The organism is Paenacidovorax caeni (genome assembly GCF_001298675.1).
Lineage (GTDB): Bacteria > Pseudomonadota > Gammaproteobacteria > Burkholderiales > Burkholderiaceae_C > Paenacidovorax > Paenacidovorax caeni.
Window position 1 is genome coordinate 1 of the sequence record NZ_CYIG01000057.1, and the last position, 16,936, is coordinate 16,936.

Below are 16,936 nucleotides of genomic sequence, written 5' to 3' on the forward strand. Positions count from 1 at the left end.
CCAATGGATGAAACCGACCACGGTTTGACGCCACGAATCGCAGATTTGAAAGTGAACAGGAAAGTCAATGAAATCAACGATCTACCAACACCACCTCCGCGCCAGTGCTAGCTTTTCGTACCGTCACTTATTGCACTGAAAACGAGGAGACCCCTTCAGCAGCCACTCGCTACGCCGCGGTTTTGCCCAGTGGGCCGGGATGAGTGGTTGGGATCTTCGGGAGTTGATGAATTACGTGGGCTGGCGCGACGTGAAGGCCGCCATGCGCTATCTGGATGGGGTCAGCACCGACCAGAAAGCACGTTTCGAGCAAGGTCTGGATCGGGCGCTACCGGAAACATCGTCCGCCTCGACGCCGCAATTGCCCAGCCTGCCCGAGGTCTCACTCACCACGATCGAGGTTTCCCTCGATCTGTCAGCCTTCAATGGCAGCCGCCGTGCCGTCGCCAATGCCCTGCGAGACATGACGAGTACCAGCCTTTCCCGGTTTCAGGCACAGCCCCTGGACCAGGAGGGCCGTCGATATCAGATTGCCGTCCCGACGCCCTCGACCGATATTTTGGACGATCATCTCTACACCTTGCTCGATGAACTCCATCGCGTTGCCGATGCCCGTGAGTGTTTTCTGGAGGCGGTCTGCCGCGACCCGGCCACCGGTCGGCATTGGGATTGATCCCGCATGACCCAACTTCACGAGACCGCGTACCCACGCCTGAAGGCAGACCCATCGGCACAGGATCTCGACGAGATTTATACCCTGACCCCCGATGAAATCGCGTTCATTGACAAAACCGTCAAGCGTCCCATTGCCCGCTCGGCAGCATTCATCTACCTGAAGCTGTTTCAGCGTCTTGGGTACTTCGTCCACATCAGGGATGTCCCGTCGGTGATACGCCAGCACATTGTGGCCCAAACGGGGTATCGGCCGGCTAGGAGCGATGAGCTTCGGCAGTTCGACCGAACGACGGCGCGCACCACCTTGATTACTGCCTTGCGACGCTACCTGAATGTTCGTCCGCTGGACGATCAGGGACGCGCCTGGTTGCGGCACGTGGCAGAAACCGCCGCAGACAGCCGGCATGTGGTAGCCGACATCATCAACGTGATGCTTGAAGAACTGGTCCATCATCGCTACGAGTTGCCCGGTTTCTCCACGCTCGATCGGTTGGGCATCCAGGCCCGGGAAAAGATTCATGATGTCCATTTTGCGAGCATTGCCGACCAGCTTGATACCAAGGTGAAAGCTTTGGTTGACGGCCTGTTTAAGGTCAAGTCAGGCGAGAGCAGCAGCACCTGGAACCTGCTCAAACGGGAACCGAAAAAACCGACCAACAAGGAAACCCGTTCCTACCTTCAGCACATCCGCCGGCTTCAGTTGCTGGTTGACCAACTGCCAACGCCCGACATCCCCGTTCCGAAGCTCAAGCAGTACCGCTACATCGCCCGTTCGCTGGATGCGACAGAAATGGCGGAACTGAAGCCCCAGAAGCGCTATGCGCTGGCCGTCATCTACATCCGCTCGCAATTTGCCCAGACGCTCGACGATGCGGCCGACCTGTTCGTCCGCATGCTTCAAAACCTGGACAATCAGGCGCGCAACAAACTGGGCGAATACCAGCAGGAACACCTGCAGCGAACCGATCGACTGATCGGCCAGTTAAAAGAGATGTTGCTGGCCTACCAAATCGACGGGACGGATCATCAACGGGTGGAAGCCATCGGTGGCAGCCTGATCGCCGAGGTCGACGACCTGGTAGCCATCTGCGATGAGCACATGGCCTACGCCGGACGCAATCACCTGCCATTCCTCATCCAACCCTACAAGATGGTTCGCGCCCAGTTGTTGAACTGCATCGAAATCGTCAATCCGCAGAGCAGTAGCGAAGACGACACCTTAATGCGGATGATGAAAGCACTTCAGGTGCTACGCGGCACCCGGCATGAAATCGTTCCGCTATCCTTGGTTGGGCTGAATGCCGACGAAGATTTTCTGTGGCTGCCCACAACGTGGCGGAAACTGGTCATCACCGAGCGCGCCGACGGTCAGGTCGTTGCCATCAACCGCCGTTACTTCGAACTCGCGGTCCTGTATGCGATCCGCGATGAACTCAAATCGGGTGACCTGTTCATCCAGCATGGCGAGCGTTACGACGATTACCGGGAGCAACTGGTTGACGACGACACCCTGAATCGCGAATTGGCGCAGTATGGCGAGGTCACTGGAGTCGAAACCGATTCCAGAGCCTTCACCGAGACCTTGAAAGCGGCTTTGCTGGAGACGGCCGAGGCGGTCGATGCCGAATTTCCTGAAAATGCTTATGCCGAAATTGTCGATGGCCGGCTGATCCTGAAAAAACCGCCCACTAGCGAACCGCCGCCCGGCATCAAGGCGATCGACCAGTTGATCACCGAGCACATGGAGAACATCAGTATCGTCGACGTACTGATCGATACTGAGCGCTGGCTGCAATTGCACAAGCTCTTCCGACCCTTGATGGGCACCGAAAGCCGAATCGAGGAATTGCGCCCGCGGGTCATCAGCACCTTGTTCTGTTATGGCTGCAATCTCGGGCCGACCCAGACAGCACGATCGATTCGGGGCATGAGCCGCAAGCAGATCGCGTGGCTCAACATCAAGTACGTGACAGAAGAGGTGCTGGAAAAAGCCATCGTCAAGGTCATCAATGCCTACAACAAGTTTGAATTGCCCGGCTACTGGGGATCAGGCAAGCATGCCTCGGCCGACGGCACAAAATGGAACCTCTACGAGCAGAACCTGATTTCCGAACATCACATCCGCTATGGTGGTTATGGCGGCATCGGCTATTACCATGTCTCCGACAAGTTCATCGCGCTGTTTAGCCACTTCATTTCCTGCGGCACCTACGAGGGCACCCACATCCTTGATGGGCTGATGACCAACACTTCGGATATCCGACCAGACACCATCCACGGCGATACCCAGGCCCAGAGCTACACGGTGTTTGCGCTTTCCCACCTCTTGGGTATCAAGCTGATGCCGCGCATCCGTGGCATCAAGGATCTGGTCTTCCACCGTCCCGACAGCAACAAGAAATTCACGCATATCGACCGGCTGTTCAGTGACGACATCAACTGGCAGATGATCGAGACCCATCTGCCGGACATGTTGCGGGTGGCGGTATCCATCAAGCTCGGGAAGATTTCGGCCTCGGCTATTCTGCGTCGCCTGGGCACCTACAGCCGAAAGAACAAGCTGTATTTCGCCTTCAAGGAACTCGGCAAGGTGATCCGAACCATGTTCCTGCTGAAATATGTTGGCGACGTCGAACTGCGCCGACTCATCCACGCGGAAACCAACAAGTCGGAGCAATTCAACGGTTTCGAGAAAAAGCTGTTCTTTGGCGGAGAAGGGGTGATTGCCGAAAACCTGCGCCATGAGCAGCGCAAGATCATCAAATACAACCATCTGGTCGCCAACCTGGTCATCTTGCACAACGTGGTGGGGATGAGCCGCGTTCTGAAACAACTCCAGGCAGAAGGGGCTGTGATCAATCAGGAAGTCTTGGCTGGCTTGGCGCCATACCGGCTGGAGCACATCAATCGTTTCGGCGATTACGTGCTGGATTTTCGACGCAAGGCCGAAGCCCTGGATGAGGGGTTCCGAATTCTGGAGGTTGAATCGGGTAAGCCAACTGAATGACCGTTGAATTTTGTGGAGGGAATCCCAATATCATGGGTTGCCATGCGCGTGCGTGGTCATTTTAGGGAGATGTTCATGAGTAAAACGCTGACCGGAAGTGGCTCCATCACGATGAAAAATCTGAATGGAACCTCTGGCAAGAATTGCAGTTGTGGCTCCTGGCTGGGCCATTGGAAGAAATTTGCGAAGGCTTCCACGACACCGAAATGTCATGTGCAAGGATGTGAGTCCCACGCTGAGGTAGGGGCGCATGTCATTTTGCCAAACATGAAGGACGAATCGCTTCGGAAGCTCAATTTCATCGCTCCAATGTGCAAAACTCACAATGGAACGCCGAGTGCCGAGTACAAAACTAAGTCTGACAGTGTTTTTGTCAGTGCCAACAAGGCGCTGGCTTGCGGAGCCTAAGCCTCAGTTGAAGAGGACAGGCCGGTGAAAACCGGCCTTTGCATCAGCCAAGTGACTTTTTGTTTTAGAACAATCGGCTAAGCGTTTTTTTTGAGGATTTCGCACGATTCCCGGCCGACCCTCTTTTTGGTCTGCTGCAGCAAGTGCACCACTGCGGCCAGAAAGCTCAAGTAATTCTGCTGTGTCTTAGTCATTTTTTTCTACCTAAGTAAGAGGTAAGTTTTGTAGCGCTGCGGACGTTGCCGTTGCGCCTCGGGTGATATGGCATGGTGATGTCGTCGAGAGTGGGCGAAATGGACAGTTGGGTGATTCAAGATTCCCATTGACTGAGTGCCCCCCGTAAGCCAGTCACAAGTTCTTCATGCCACTCAACAGGTTGCACAATCAGCACATGTGGCAGCTAATACTGCACCACAGGCAGCAATTGATGGATGTGATTGATGTGGGCGGTGCTGCGCGCTGAGTGCGTCAGATGCCATTGACCATCAGAACTTCGTTCAACGATGCCACGTAGCCGCTCACCAAGGTCGCGTTCAATGGTGTGTACATCCACTTGAAAATCTTGGGCAAGCTGGTGCTTATCAAGCGCATCGCCTTTATGCAATTGGGCAAGAATTTGAGACAAGCGCTGCGCCAGCTTTTCGCCTTTCGACACGGTGCTTGCCAAGGGTGAAGCAGATATTCAAGGAATAATAAGCAGGTCAAAAATGTAACCATAGGTGTATTATACGACAGGCTATGCCAATTTGATGTTTTTGAAGAACCACGGCGGATTGGTCGCAACCTGCCTGAAATGATTCACGCCTTGTGTGTTTACTGCTGCTTGTTCTTTGCGAGAAGGCGTCCATGCCTCCAATGCACGCGTTAGCTCTGCCAACTGATCTTGCAGCGAATTGCTACAATGCATCAAATGAAGTAAGGCAGCGTTGATCTGCTGTGACCACTGATCCTTGGATCGTGAGCTATCGGGGTCTAAATTGACGGCCAGATCGCATTGCAGTACGGTAGGCATATCCAGCATGCGTAGCGCCTCTTGCACTGCCTGGGAGTAATTCAACCAGCGCGCGCGCTCAGCAATTTCTCGCTGGAATTGCTCAATACGCCTCATCGCTAACTGGCAATACAGGGTGGTGAAATTCCCATTCAGAGGATTTGTATCGTCCAGCGCTTGGATATTTGGCCCATAGTATGCAAGCGCCCTTGAGATGTTCTGGGAGAGGCAAGCGCTCAATTCACACTCACGTACATGCAGCACCATTAGTTGTGCATTCATGGTTTGTATGGCGGTATCGCAAGTAGTCATGGCGCTTCCAGTAAAAAAGCTGAAGGGAAGCCAAATTTTAGAAAGCTAGTGCGACAGTATGTGTCGCTTGGTATAAACGGGCGTACGGTGACGTGCTCACCGAGCGCCTCACGCACGCCTGCACAAAGGGTTCCCCCGCATAACTGCCATCACACAGCACACTTGCTGTGGTCGAAGAGTTTTACCCAGCGGAGGGGGAATGTGCCAGGATGACGGCGGAGCGGGACAGGTTCTACGCAGCAAGCGTCATGAATCAGTCTGCAAACATAATGTGATCATGAGCGATCAACCTATCCGCGTCGATCCTGACCCGGCTGCTGACCATCGCTAAGCAACGCGGCGACGACTCAACCTGCTGCTGAACCGCTTCGGCATGGAGCGCCGGCTGGCTCGCATCAGCCTCTCACCGCATGCCGAACACTTCCTGCTCAAAGGCGCCCTGCTCTTTGCGCTCTGGTACGACACCCCGCACCGACCGACAAGGGATGCCGACTTGCTGGGCTTCGGCCCCGACGATGAGGCGAACCTGATCACCACCTTCCGCGACATCGCCGCCATGGACCTGGGCGATGGCATCGTGTTTGACCCCGACTCCATGAAGACCGATGCCATTCGCAAGGACAACACCTATGGCTGAACGCGCATCACGCTGGTGGCACACATCGGTTCCGCACGCTGCGCACTTCAGATCGACGTGGGTTTCGGGGATGCCGTGACGCCGGGGCCGGTGGTTTATCCCACCTTGCTGGGCGACTTCCCAGCCACCACGCTGCGGGTCTATCCGGTCTACACCGTGATCGCTGAGAAGTACTAGGCCATGGTGATGCTGGGGCTGGCGAATAGCCGCATGAAGGACTTCTTTGACCTTGCAGTGATTGCACTGCGCAAGGAACTAGACGGTGCCACGCTTGCGGCGGCCATCGCCGCCACCTTTGCCCGACGCCAGACCGCCCAGCCCACCGAGCGGCCCTTGGCACTGACCAAGCAGTTCAGAGCTGCGCCAGTGGCAAGCCTTCCTGAACAAGAATCGCATCGAAGCTGCGAGTTTGGGTGACACCGTCGCACTGCTGGACGACTTGCTGTGGCCACCGACGCAGGTCGCCGCCGCTGGCAGTCAGACAACTGCCACTTGGCGCCCTGACGCACTGCGCTGGGTCTGAAAGTCCAGCAAAGACGCTGCCGAGCCTCTCATCCCCGCTCGGCGAACAGGCCAGAGAAATCGGCGTGCCAAAAGGGACTTTCGCGTTTCGGGAAAACATAGGCGGAGCCCCCACTGTCAGTCACGCCACCAGCAACGGGGCGTAGTCCTCCTTTGCTGATGAACCCAACCCCTACGACATGGTCCCGGCCTTGGTTGGCCAGGAATTCACTGACACGGATGCGAAGGGCGATTGGTGGCTGATCTCCAGCGCCATCCTGCTGAGCCAGATCCATCAACGATTCCGCCTCCAGCCCGTCAAGGCCCGCCAGGAACATACCGGCTCGTTGTCCGGATAGCTGCCTCTTGGCAGACCTCGACAGGGTGTCAACCGTGTAGGTCAGCAGCGAGTCGTCCTGCGCGCTTTGAAGCACAAGGACAATTGCACCCCCACTCCGCCGACCAACGATCAGAGCCTGCCTGTTTGTCGTCCCAGTGATCGCATCCACCCGATCCGGGGAGATCACAGGATGGCCACCCGCAGCACAGGTGGCCGGAACCCCGCGCTACGCGGGGATTCCAGGCAAGAAAAAGGGCCCGGAGATTTTCCGAGACCTTGTATATGGTGGCGGACGGACGCCGGTTCAATTCCGTCTCCGTCGCTTGAATAGCAATGCAGCGGGCGTGAGCGGCAATGGGCGGATCAAAGAACCGCTTCCAGTCCCTTGCGCTCGAGGATGTCCAGCAGCTTTTGCGACGGACCGCTGGGGCGCTTGTCGCCCACCTCCCACTTGCGGACAGTGGACGTGCTGGTGTTCAGCACGCTGGCCAGCACGGCCTGACTCAGGTGCAATCGCTCGCGCAGCGCCTTGACCTTTTCAGCGTCGTAGTCCTGCACGGGCTCCAGGCACAGCGCGTCGTATTTCTGCATCTTGCGCTTGTCGATGAATCCCAGGCGATGCAGATCGCTGGCCGATTCGTGAACGGCCTCGAGGATGCGACTCTTGGTCTTGGTGGTCATTGGCAAATCTCCTGCAAAGCGCCGTCGGCAACGGCTTCATCCAGTTGCGGGCCTGTTCGAGCCAGCAGGTCGGCGGCGAGGATCTGCAAGCCTTCGAGTTCCTCGTCGCTGACGTTCGCCCGCTCGTTCTTCTCGAAGCCGAACACGAAGAACCAGCGGTTGCCCTTGTTGGTGGCGACCAGCGTGCGCACGCCACCACGCTTGCCGCGCCCCGCTAACCCGACGCGTTTCTTCAGCACGCTGCCGCCGAGGTCAGCGTCGATCAGGCCGGCCGCCATCTCCTGAACGGCCCTGCACAGGACGGTATCGGTGAGCTCCGTCTTGCGCATCCATCGTTGGAAGTGGCGAGTTTTGAATACTCGCGTCATTGGGAATATTGTGCCACCGAGTGGCATAGATTGTCTACCCGGCTGTTCTGGCACCCTGCCCAGCCGACATCACCATTCGACCCGGTGCAGGCGACCGGCGTATTGCTGCAGCGTGCCTTTCCACGAGACGGGCATCGCCAGCACCAAGGTGTCCAGTGGTGGATGGTCGAAGCCTTCGCCAACCAGCTTGCCGGTGGCCAGCAGCACGCGCGGCGCTTCCGGCGACAAGGCATCGAGCATGGCGATCAACGCGGTGCGCTGCTTTTTTGACATCCGGCCGTGCAACACGAACGGTTCCGGCACCTGATCGGCCAACGCGGTGCGAATGGCGTCGATGTGCTCGGTGCGTTCGGTCAGCGCCAGCACCTTGCGGCCTTGCCGGAAGGCGTTGGTGATCGCACTGGCGATGGCTGCCGTGCGGGCCGCGTCTTGTGCCAGATGCCGGAACACATCCTGGATGCCCGCCTCCGCTGGCAGAGCGATCAGCGACTCGATGCACTGCGGCATCACCGCCAGATCGTGCGGCGCGTCAAGCGGCTGCGCCGCCTTGTGCCGGATCGGTCCGCATTGCATGAAGATGATGGGCTGTTGCCCGTCGCGGCGAATCGGCGTTGCCGTCAGGCCGACCACGTGTTTCGCCCCTGCACGCCGCAGGATGGCATCGAAGGACGCCGCGCCGACATGGTGGCATTCGTCCACGATCACCTGTCCATAGCTCTCCACCAGTGGATCGACCTCGCCTTGACGCGAAAGCGATTGCATCACCGCGATGTCGATCTGGCTGGTGGGCCTGTTCTTGCCGCCGCCGATAACGCCGATCACATCCTTGCCTGCATCCAGGAATGCGGCAAGGCGCACCTGCCACTGCTTGAGCAGTTCCGTGCGGTGCACCAGAACCAAGGTGTTGACGCCGCGCCGGGCGATGATCGCTGAGGCCGTCACCGTTTTGCCGAAGGCCGTTGGCGCGCACAGCACACCAGCATCGTGACCCAGCATCGCCGCCACGGCGGCTTCCTGGTCTGGGCGCAGCGTGCCGCTGAAGCCAACGGCGATGGGTGTTCCGGCGTGGCGCTCATCGCGCTGGTCGAGACGAATGCCGTTGTCCGCCAACAGGTCACGCGCGGCGTCTAAACACCCGCGCGGCAGCGCGATGTGCTGCGGAAAATTTTCGGCGCAGCCGATGATGCGCGGCTTGTCCCACACCGACATCCGCATCGCCTGCGCCCGGTAGAACTCCGGATTCTGGAAGGCAGCCAGCCGGATCAGGCGATTGGCCAGCGCCTGCGGCATTTGCGCCTTCTCGAAATAGATCTGATTGGCCAGGATGACGGTCAGCGATTTGGGCATCAGACCGGCCAGCTTGGCTGGTTTGCTTTCCCTCTTCCACGGCGTGGCCAGATCCTCGTCGTCGATGAAGGTCACGTCCAGCGGATGCGCGCCGCCCGTGGCGCGCAAGATGTTCGGTTCGATGTCGTGCGCGGGCATCCGCGCAACGGAGGCTAGAAACGCCCACTGGTCGGAATACGGCTGCAGACTGGCATCCACGAATACGCTGAACCCCCGCTCGCGCGGATGCTTCTGCAAGGGCAAGGCGATCAGATTGCCGAAACCGCCCTTGGGCATCGTGTCCTGATTCGGGAACAGGCGGTCGTAGGACGTCAGTTGTAGTTGGCGGGTGCGCGTGCAGGCGTGGCTGATGATGGCCGTACCCAGACGACGCGCATCGCGCGCCGATACCGCACCGGCGAAGAACACCCAGGCGTGCGCGCCCTGGCCAGAGCGGGATATCTCCAGCGCTGCCGACACGCCCAGTTCAGTACAAGACTGGATGAAGGCCTTGGCATCCTCGCGCCAGTCGGCCTCATCGAAATCGACTGCCAGGAAATGGCAGGTGTCGCCTTCCAGCAGCGGATAGATGCCGATAGTGTGCTCCCCGGCCAGATGGTCGTAGATCACCGCATCGGTCAGCGGCTGCAAGACGCGGTGAGCGCAGTCGCCACACTTGATGCGCGGCTTCTCGCAGACGCCCGCGCGCCATTCGTTGGCACAGGCCGGGGCGTAGCCAGACTTGCCGCTGGTCTTGCTTTCCCAGCGGATGGGATACACATCCGTGCGACCACGAAACAACGTTCGGAACAGTGCCACCTTCTCAGCAGTGGACAACCGGGATAGTTCTGACTCCTGCACGGCAACAACTGGCTGTGCCGGCACCCGCCATTCGATTCCGTGAGATTCGAGCAGCGCGATCAGGCGCGCGTTCTCGGCTCGCAATCCAGATAGTTCATCGCAATCCAGCACCCTCACTTCCTTGTCTTGTCGGGCTTCGGTAATGCCTTTGCTGCTGCCTCCAAGGCTCGTACATTGACCTCGGCCCCTTCCGCCTCAAGGAATGCCCGACGCTGAGCTGCAAACTGCTCGTACTCGCCCTCTGCATGGGCGTCGGCTTGTTTCTTGGAAACCCGGCCCGCACCATCCAATACGTTGCGATCGTTGAACTTCAAAAATGCATCAAGTTTTCCGGCCCAATCCTTGAGAAATACTTCTTTCCGCCGCCGCGCCTGATCTTCTGCGAAGTCCAGCCACATCGTGACGATGCGATTAAGCTCGTTGATCTCTGGTTCGTGCAGGTAGTTTTTGGCCACAGTCACGTCGGTCTTCTGTACGCTGCCCGATTTCCAGGTGGTCAGGCCCATGTTCGGACGGTTGCTGTCAGCGCGCTCGGCAATCAGCTCGGCGGCGGTCTTGCCGGTCACGGCGAAGTGCAGCTTGTTCTGGATGAATCGGAAGAATTTGGTGGTTTCCGGCAGCGATGGAGAATAGTCTGCCGCCATCGCAAAAATCTCGCGCACGCGCAGGTACATCCGGCGCTCGCTGGCCCGGATGTCGCGGATGCGATCCAGCAACTCGTCGAAGCGGTCCGGTACCGCCGAGCCAGCGACGGGCGGGCTTTTCAGGCGTTCATCATCCAGGGTGAAACCCTTGACCAGATACTCGCGCAGCCGTTCGGTGGCCCAGCGACGAAACTGCGTACCGCGCGGCGAGCGGACCCGGTAGCCCACGGCCAGGATAGCGTCGAGATTGTAGAATTTCACCGTGCGCCGGACCTGCCGATCTCCCTCCGACCGAACTTGTAAGTAACTCTTACAGGTTGCCTCAGTGGCAATTTCCCCTTCCGAGTAGAGCGCCTTGAGGTGCAGCGTAATGTTCTGCGGTGAGGTCTGAAACAGCTCTGCCATCATGGCCTGAGACAGCCAAAGGGTATCCTCAGCGAAACGGCATTCGACCCGGGTGCGACCGTCCTCGGTTTCGTAAAGTAGGAATTCTCCGGGGTTAGGTGCTTGTATTTCGGTCATATCAGGGCCACATCCGCTTTCGCATCACGTACGGCCTGTCTGCCCAGGCAAACTGGAAGAACTCCTTCATATCAGGTACGTCAGGCATACCCGACCTGCCAGCAGGGCTTGCTTTCCAGGCACTATCACACAGTGAATCGATCACTTCGCGCAGGGCAGCGATCAATGTCACCAGCGCATAGATGGCATGCCGAGCCGCCGAATCCAGTTCCGAAGCGCGAGTGAACAAGCGAGCGACATCCATCTGCTGTTGATTCATATCACTGATCAGGCTGGCAGCGGCGTCACCGAAGGCTGCGGATGCCAGCTGTCCGTTCAACTCAGCACGTTTGCGCTGACCCGGCGTGGCGTGCTCATTCATGATCCGACTAGCAATCTCGCCCCACTTCACGAGGGGGTCAGCCATCGCCTGGTGCTTGTGACCTGTCAGTTTGTTGATGTTGGAATAGCGCCCGCCCGGGTGTGCGAAATCATCAAGAAATCCCAGGATAGCGTTTGGCAATGAATCCGGCTGAAACGCATCCAGCGCGGGAACACCACGCGTGGCGCAAATCGCCTTGGCGCTATCGAAGAGCACGCGCAGTTTGTGGCCGTAATCCTCAACAGTCTTACTGTCTGGTGGATCCAGTTGGTTCCGCGCCATGTGGTCAAGGATCAAGATCAGTTTCAGCGTCCGCTCGAAGCCAATAGACAACTCGAAGAAAGCCGAATAGAAAAGCCCTTTCTTATCACCTAGGTTGGCACGCCGCAGGGCAGTCAGGCCATTGCATAGGCAGGCTTGGGCCAGTAGCCCCTCTTGCTCCAAAAGAAACCAAGTGGCGCTGAAGACCATCAAACTGACCTCCCGGGATTCAGGAAAGCGGGAAGTGGGCTGCCGAGCGGCGCATCGGGAGCACCAGTCTTGCTGGCGAGCGCCAACGCCTCGCAGAACTTGGCCTTCAGCGCTGTGAGTTTGTCACCCGCCAGGCCACCTGATTCAAGCTCACGGAGGACCTGCACTGGCTTTTGGTCATTGCGCCCCGGCAATGCCTTGCCAAGGAAGGACTCCATATGCGTCGGGATGAACACGGCTGGCGCAAGGCGATGCTGCCCAGTCTGATTGCGCAGCATTTCGTTGACCGCCTTGTGGTGCTGCTTGTCCTGATCGTCGTCAAGCATCAGACCGTAGGGAATGCCGAACTGCTCCAGCAGCGCCGTGTAGCGGTGGAAGTTGAACTTGCCCATCACATCGACCACGACGATGCGGTATCGGGTCAGTTCATGCCAGTCCCGCGCCAGCAGCCAACCGAACAGCGCTTTTTCCGTGGCCCCTTCGACCAGCAGAACGCGATCGGCAAAGAACATCGAGGCGCGTTCGGAATCCAGCCACAACTGATACCGGAAGCGTTCCTCCTGTGTGGCGATTTCCTCATCGGGTTGCGCTGCTTTCAGGAGATCCCGGGCATCCTTCTTCTGATCGTCATGAATTGCAGTGTCATTCACAAAGCCTTCCAAGCACTTCCGAAACGCCAGCCCTTCTGCAAAGACGTCCTTGGCGATCACCCTACCGATCTGCCCCAAGGCCGTGATTCCACCTTCGCGCCGCGCCCGGACGATCTGGCAAAGATCATCGGCTACCTTGCCAACAAAAATTGGAGAGTGACTGGTGATGACAACCTGCTGTCCAGCTCCCGCACCCAGGCGGCGCAGGTGGAAAGCCATGTTTTCCTGCTGGGCCGGATGCAGGAAGGCTTCTGGTTCCTCAAACAGAATCAGCGTGAAGTCCGGATCAAATTCTTTCTTCTCGCTTGTTTTGGTGTCCGCGAATGACGGCGCGAGTTTGATCAGCTCATATAAAAATGAGCGTTGGAAACCGTGCCCATAGCGGTCCAGCGCAAACGCGGTATCGCCCAGCATGGCATCGGCAAACGCGTGCTTGACCAGATTTTTTGTGATGTCATCCGGCGATACTGCATTGACCGACATATCAAAGCGCACGCCCCAGTGGCCGATAGCTTCGTTGATCGGTTTTGCGATTTTGGCAAGGAAACCATCGTCGCCACGGGCCTCTTCATTGAGTTTGCCGAAAGCTTCCTCCACAGCCTTATAGGCCACGCTTTCCGACACCACACGCTTGAGCATGAAATTGAGCATGTCGCGCAGCGGTGACGGGCCGGAGGTTTTCATCTGATCGGCGGCCGTCGTCTGCGCAGGGATGTAGATGACGCGCCCCACCTTGGCCGTGCCGATATTCTTGGCACCGTAAAAATAAGAATCTTCCGGCTCACCTTTGACCAAACCATAGATGTTGCTCTGATTTGCCTTGACGCGATCCTTAGAAACAAAGTAGCGCCGCACCGTCAGGGTCTGGTCCGTCACACCCTCCTTGTACTTGTCCGCCAGGCTGATCCATTCCGCATCGGTCAGCGCAAATGCCAATTCGATCCAAGTCTCGTCGGAACTCTTGCCCACTTTGGGAACGTCCTCGGCGGACCATTTGACGTCTTCGTAAAACGCCCGCAGCGCCGCCAGTACATTACTTTTGCCTGCGTTGTTGGCACCGACGATCATCGTATAGTCGTGAATCTCAATGTCGGCCTCGATAGTCGAGCGGAAATTGTGAATGCGCAGGCGGCGTAGCTTCATCAGATGCTCCTGATTTGGATTTTCTGCGTGCTGGTTTTCGGTTTCACTTCAGCACCTCCTCAACCCAATCCCAGCGCTTGTCCTTGACCATCACGAATCGGCAACGGCCTTCCGACAGATTGGCCCACAGGCCACCGATCAAACGATCATCTTCAGCACCGTTCCAGCGATCAGCCCCCTTGTACTCCACCGCCAAAATCACTCCGGGCTTGTCTGCACTGCCTGGCAACTGGCACAGAAAGTCCGGGTAGAAACGGCCATCTGCCTTCTGCAAGAAGAAGGAACTGCCTTCGCGCCGAACCAGGTTGCGCACCCAGAACTGGATACGGCCCTGCTGCGCCCACATATCCAACTGGCAGGCACACTCGAATTCTTCCTTGCTGTCGAAGTCACCCATGCGCCCATAGAAGTGCTTGCGGAAATCGAAGTGCCCAAAGCGCCCGTCGTAGTCACGGCTCGGGGCATAGGCTTGGGCATGAAACTCGAAAGTGTATTGGTCGGTCACCGCCACGCGCGTGGCCGCATCATCACCAAATAGTGCCTGTTGGAAAGCCTTGGCAACGGCCTGCTTGCGCAGTTCACGAATGCGCGCCTCGATCAGATTGCGGATCAAAAACTTCTGCAAGTTGGCGCGTGCCAGCGTGAAGCCTTCCCGGCGCAGCAAATCGGTGAGCCACGCGGCGACAAACGTCTGCTTGCTGGCGTGGGTCAGCGACGGCTCGGGCAGGTTGCGGCACAGCCACGTGGCAATGCGGACTTCATCCCAATTTTCGGGTTGATAGACGAGGCCCAGATCGCGCTGCAAATCGGGCAAGAAGCGCGACACCACGTGACCGCCAGCATCGATGTCGATCTCGCCACCTTCCGACACTTTCAGCGCCGCACCCAATGCGGTCAGGTCGTCGGCTGTCGGTGCAGCATCGTAGGGCGAAAGGTCCCACGGATATTCCAGAACCTCCGGATCATCAAACAGCGCCAATTCACCTTGACTGCCCTGCACGCGCAAGGCCAGTTGCGGCACGCGGAAGCGCTCGCCCAATTCGGCGGGCGTCTGGAAAAACTCAATCGCCGTTGTGCGGCTGACCTCGGCCGCTTCCACAATGGCCGCTGCCGCTGTTTCGGAGGTCACCGAGGCCTTGAGCACCTCGGCTTCATCTTCGGTCAGTGGGGTGCTGATCGTCAGGGTGTTGAGCTTGCCGTCCCAGCTGACCTTGTCACGCACCGGCTTCGGTACGCTCTTCAGGTCGGGCTTTTCGGATAACGTAATCGCAACTGGCCGAACGATGACGCGCCCGGCGTGGCCCTCCAAATCCAGCCTCGCCTGCTCAGCCTTGGCAGCCGTGACGAACTCCGTGACTTCACGCCGCTCGAAACCGGCGCCCGCCACCAGACGATCACGCAGTGCGCCCGCTGTTTCGGCAAAGTTGCGCGACACCACGAAGGCGTAGGACTGGTTCAAGGCCTTCGCCTGCCGATGGCTGGCACCGGGCTGCCGCAGCACTCGCCCCAGCAACTGCTCCACAGCTGTGGCCGACGACAGCGATGCCATGCTCACCAGAATGTAGGCAAACGGGCAGTCCCAGCCCTCGGCCAGCGCCTTCTGGGTGATGACAAACTTCACCGGGCAGGCCGGGTCGGCAATGCCCAGCTTGTAATCGGCGTCGATCTGCTCCAGCCCCTTTTCTTCACCGGTGGCCACCACAATTTCGCTGGCCGGGATGCCGTGGTTGGTGATCAGCTCGTTCTTCACCTTCTCGAAATCCAGCGTCTCGATTCCTGCTCGGCGCGGTTCCGACTGAATCAATACCAGCGGGCGCAGGTAAGCCGCACCTGCCCGGCGCTCTTCATCGGCCAGCTTGTGCAGTGCATCGCGCCGACCAATGGCATCGGCCAGACACTGTTGCCAGTTCGGTTCGGTTACCAGCACCACTGGCAGCTTGATCATTTCTTCCGCCTTCAACTCGGCGGCGGACACGCTGTGCAGCACATTGCTGGGCGTGCGCTCCAGATCGGGCGTGGCGGTCAGCTCCATCACGCCGCTGGGGCGGAACCGCGCCAGCATGTCGAAGGCCAGTTCTGTGCGACTGTTGTGCGCCTCGTCAACAACGACGAAGGGCCGACGCAGACGCAGCACGTTGGCCAGTGAATACGGTGTGGTCAGCTCGCTGCCCTCGCCATCGGTCAGCAATTCATCACGCTGGCTGGGGGAGAGATTGTCGAAGTGGTGCATCAGCGCACCGCTGGACTGATACACCTTGCGGCATTCTTCCTCTTCCACCTGAAACGCTTGGCGCGTGGCAACGATGATCGTGGTCGAGGTATCGAGCGTGGCCCGGGTCACGCTCTTGGCTTCTTCCAGATCCAGCACCGTGATCGGCCCCGCCTCGCGCAGTGCAGCGTGATAGGGGTGGCTGCGATCCTTCAGCGCCTTGATGGTCTGCTCACGAATCGGCTTGCTGGGCACCAGCCACAGAATCACGCTGTGCTCGCAGCGCAGCAGATGCGTGTTGACGAGTTGAACGCTTTTTGCCGCCAGCCAAGTCTTGCCGCCGCCAGTGGGTACGCGCAGGCAGAAGTACGGCATGTCAGCCGGAAAGCCCGACAGCGGGTTGTACGGGTTGCCGCGACCCCACAGGCGTTCGGTGGTGGCGGTGAAGGCAATCGAGGGCGACGGTAATTCGTGGCAGGTTTTGAAATATGCTTCCACACTGTTCAATACACCACCACCATCGACAGGATCGTATTGATACTTCTTTGGTGAGAAATTTGTCATGGCTTACACCTCCAGCGCGTAAGGGGTTTGCTTGAAGGTGATGCCTTCACGCGCGGTGCGGGCACCCATGCGGTTGGCGGCGGCGTAGATCACTTTCGGGCCGCTGAACTTTGGCAGCACTGACCTGCCCCCATTGACCGTACCAACGGATTGGAGAAGTCCGGGGTTGAAGGTTAATCGAAGTTTTGTTTCTGCTCACTGCCAGCAGCACCGCCAGCGCGCTGGCGGTGCTGCTGGGCGAATCGTGCCGGCGGGATGCGTCCCA

Annotated in this window: 13 protein-coding genes and 1 pseudogene; 4 read left to right on the forward strand and 10 right to left on the reverse strand. The window is 58.4% G+C overall.

The features are described 5' to 3' along the window. Positions 1-199 precede the first annotated feature (199 nt). The 3 genes from BN2503_RS16910 to BN2503_RS20210 all read left to right on the forward strand — a co-directional run bounded on the left by BN2503_RS16910 (position 200) and on the right by BN2503_RS20210 (position 4,090). A complete protein-coding gene (locus BN2503_RS16910) occupies positions 200-673 on the forward strand; it encodes a hypothetical protein (RefSeq protein ID WP_054257789.1) in 474 nt (157 codons plus the stop codon). Between the two features lie 6 nt (positions 674-679). Next, the gene (locus BN2503_RS16915) at positions 680-3,682 is read left to right on the forward strand and encodes a Tn3 family transposase (RefSeq protein WP_054257790.1); all 3,003 of its coding nucleotides are present in this window, start codon (positions 680-682) and stop codon (positions 3,680-3,682) included. 75 nt (positions 3,683-3,757) lie between these two features. Further along, positions 3,758-4,090, forward strand: coding sequence for a hypothetical protein (locus BN2503_RS20210; protein ID WP_139235525.1), 333 nt, complete (start codon positions 3,758-3,760; stop codon positions 4,088-4,090). Positions 4,091-4,490: 400 nt separating this feature from the next. Here the strand turns inward: BN2503_RS20210 and BN2503_RS20215 are convergent, their stop codons facing one another. After that, positions 4,491-4,745 (reverse strand): hypothetical protein, encoded by a 255-nt coding sequence (locus tag BN2503_RS20215; protein WP_139235524.1) that lies wholly within the window; start codon positions 4,743-4,745, stop codon positions 4,491-4,493. Positions 4,746-4,826: 81 nt separating this feature from the next. Further along, entirely contained in the window at positions 4,827-5,363 is a 537-nt protein-coding gene (locus BN2503_RS20220; RefSeq protein WP_148639771.1) for a hypothetical protein, read from the reverse strand. Positions 5,364-5,677: 314 nt separating this feature from the next. Here BN2503_RS20220 and BN2503_RS16920 point away from each other — a divergent pair. After that, positions 5,678-6,553, forward strand: a pseudogene (locus BN2503_RS16920) (nucleotidyl transferase AbiEii/AbiGii toxin family protein). Positions 6,554-6,581: 28 nt separating this feature from the next. Here BN2503_RS16920 and BN2503_RS20225 read toward each other — a convergent pair. The 8 genes from BN2503_RS20225 to BN2503_RS16955 all read right to left on the reverse strand — a co-directional run bounded on the left by BN2503_RS20225 (position 6,582) and on the right by BN2503_RS16955 (position 16,671). Further along, positions 6,582-6,869 carry a hypothetical protein gene (locus tag BN2503_RS20225; RefSeq protein WP_139235522.1) on the reverse strand — a complete coding sequence of 96 codons (288 nt, stop codon included), beginning with the start codon at positions 6,867-6,869 and terminating at the stop codon, positions 6,582-6,584. A gap of 365 nt (positions 6,870-7,234) precedes the next feature. Continuing rightward, entirely contained in the window at positions 7,235-7,552 is a 318-nt protein-coding gene (locus tag BN2503_RS16925) for a helix-turn-helix domain-containing protein (protein WP_054257791.1), read from the reverse strand. Further along, complete coding sequence (locus BN2503_RS16930) at positions 7,549-7,947, reverse strand: type II toxin-antitoxin system RelE/ParE family toxin (RefSeq protein WP_353611901.1); 399 nt, start codon at positions 7,945-7,947, stop codon at positions 7,549-7,551. The genes BN2503_RS16925 and BN2503_RS16930 overlap by 4 nt, the downstream gene beginning before the upstream one ends. 42 nt (positions 7,948-7,989) lie before the next feature. Beyond that, complete coding sequence (locus BN2503_RS16935) at positions 7,990-10,218, reverse strand: TOTE conflict system archaeo-eukaryotic primase domain-containing protein (protein ID WP_082366655.1); 2,229 nt, start codon at positions 10,216-10,218, stop codon at positions 7,990-7,992. Positions 10,219-10,220: 2 nt separating this feature from the next. Beyond that, the gene (locus BN2503_RS16940; protein WP_054257793.1) at positions 10,221-11,273 is read right to left on the reverse strand and encodes a virulence RhuM family protein; all 1,053 of its coding nucleotides are present in this window, start codon (positions 11,271-11,273) and stop codon (positions 10,221-10,223) included. Position 11,274: 1 nt separating this feature from the next. After that, positions 11,275-12,105: a hypothetical protein gene (locus BN2503_RS16945; protein WP_054257794.1), complete on the reverse strand. Its 831-nt coding sequence runs from the start codon at positions 12,103-12,105 to the stop codon at positions 11,275-11,277. Next, positions 12,105-13,898, reverse strand: coding sequence for an ATP-dependent nuclease (locus tag BN2503_RS16950; RefSeq protein WP_074930426.1), 1,794 nt, complete (start codon positions 13,896-13,898; stop codon positions 12,105-12,107). The genes BN2503_RS16945 and BN2503_RS16950 overlap by 1 nt, the downstream gene beginning before the upstream one ends. 43 nt (positions 13,899-13,941) lie before the next feature. Beyond that, positions 13,942-16,671 (reverse strand): DEAD/DEAH box helicase, encoded by a 2,730-nt coding sequence (locus BN2503_RS16955; RefSeq protein WP_054257795.1) that lies wholly within the window; start codon positions 16,669-16,671, stop codon positions 13,942-13,944. Between the last annotated feature and the right edge of the window lie 265 nt (positions 16,672-16,936).

Excerpts from the sequence above, each read along its gene's own strand:
- BN2503_RS16950 (WP_074930426.1), bottom strand. The coding sequence starts at position 13,898 with ATGAAGCTACGCCGCCTGCGCATTCACAATTTCCGCTCGACTATCGAG.
- BN2503_RS16915 (WP_054257790.1), top strand. The coding sequence starts at position 680 with ATGACCCAACTTCACGAGACCGCGTACCCACGCCTGAAGGCAGACCCA.
- BN2503_RS16925 (WP_054257791.1), bottom strand. The coding sequence starts at position 7,552 with ATGACCACCAAGACCAAGAGTCGCATCCTCGAGGCCGTTCACGAATCG.
- BN2503_RS20225 (WP_139235522.1), bottom strand. The coding sequence starts at position 6,869 with ATGTTCCTGGCGGGCCTTGACGGGCTGGAGGCGGAATCGTTGATGGAT.
- BN2503_RS16955 (WP_054257795.1), bottom strand. The coding sequence starts at position 16,671 with ATGACAAATTTCTCACCAAAGAAGTATCAATACGATCCTGTCGATGGT.
- BN2503_RS16930 (WP_353611901.1), bottom strand. The coding sequence starts at position 7,947 with ATGCCACTCGGTGGCACAATATTCCCAATGACGCGAGTATTCAAAACT.
- BN2503_RS16910 (WP_054257789.1), top strand. The coding sequence starts at position 200 with ATGAGTGGTTGGGATCTTCGGGAGTTGATGAATTACGTGGGCTGGCGC.
- BN2503_RS20220 (WP_148639771.1), bottom strand. The coding sequence starts at position 5,363 with ATGAATGCACAACTAATGGTGCTGCATGTACGTGAGTGTGAATTGAGC.
- BN2503_RS16940 (WP_054257793.1), bottom strand. The coding sequence starts at position 11,273 with ATGACCGAAATACAAGCACCTAACCCCGGAGAATTCCTACTTTACGAA.
- BN2503_RS20210 (WP_139235525.1), top strand. The coding sequence starts at position 3,758 with ATGAGTAAAACGCTGACCGGAAGTGGCTCCATCACGATGAAAAATCTG.
- BN2503_RS16945 (WP_054257794.1), bottom strand. The coding sequence starts at position 12,105 with ATGGTCTTCAGCGCCACTTGGTTTCTTTTGGAGCAAGAGGGGCTACTG.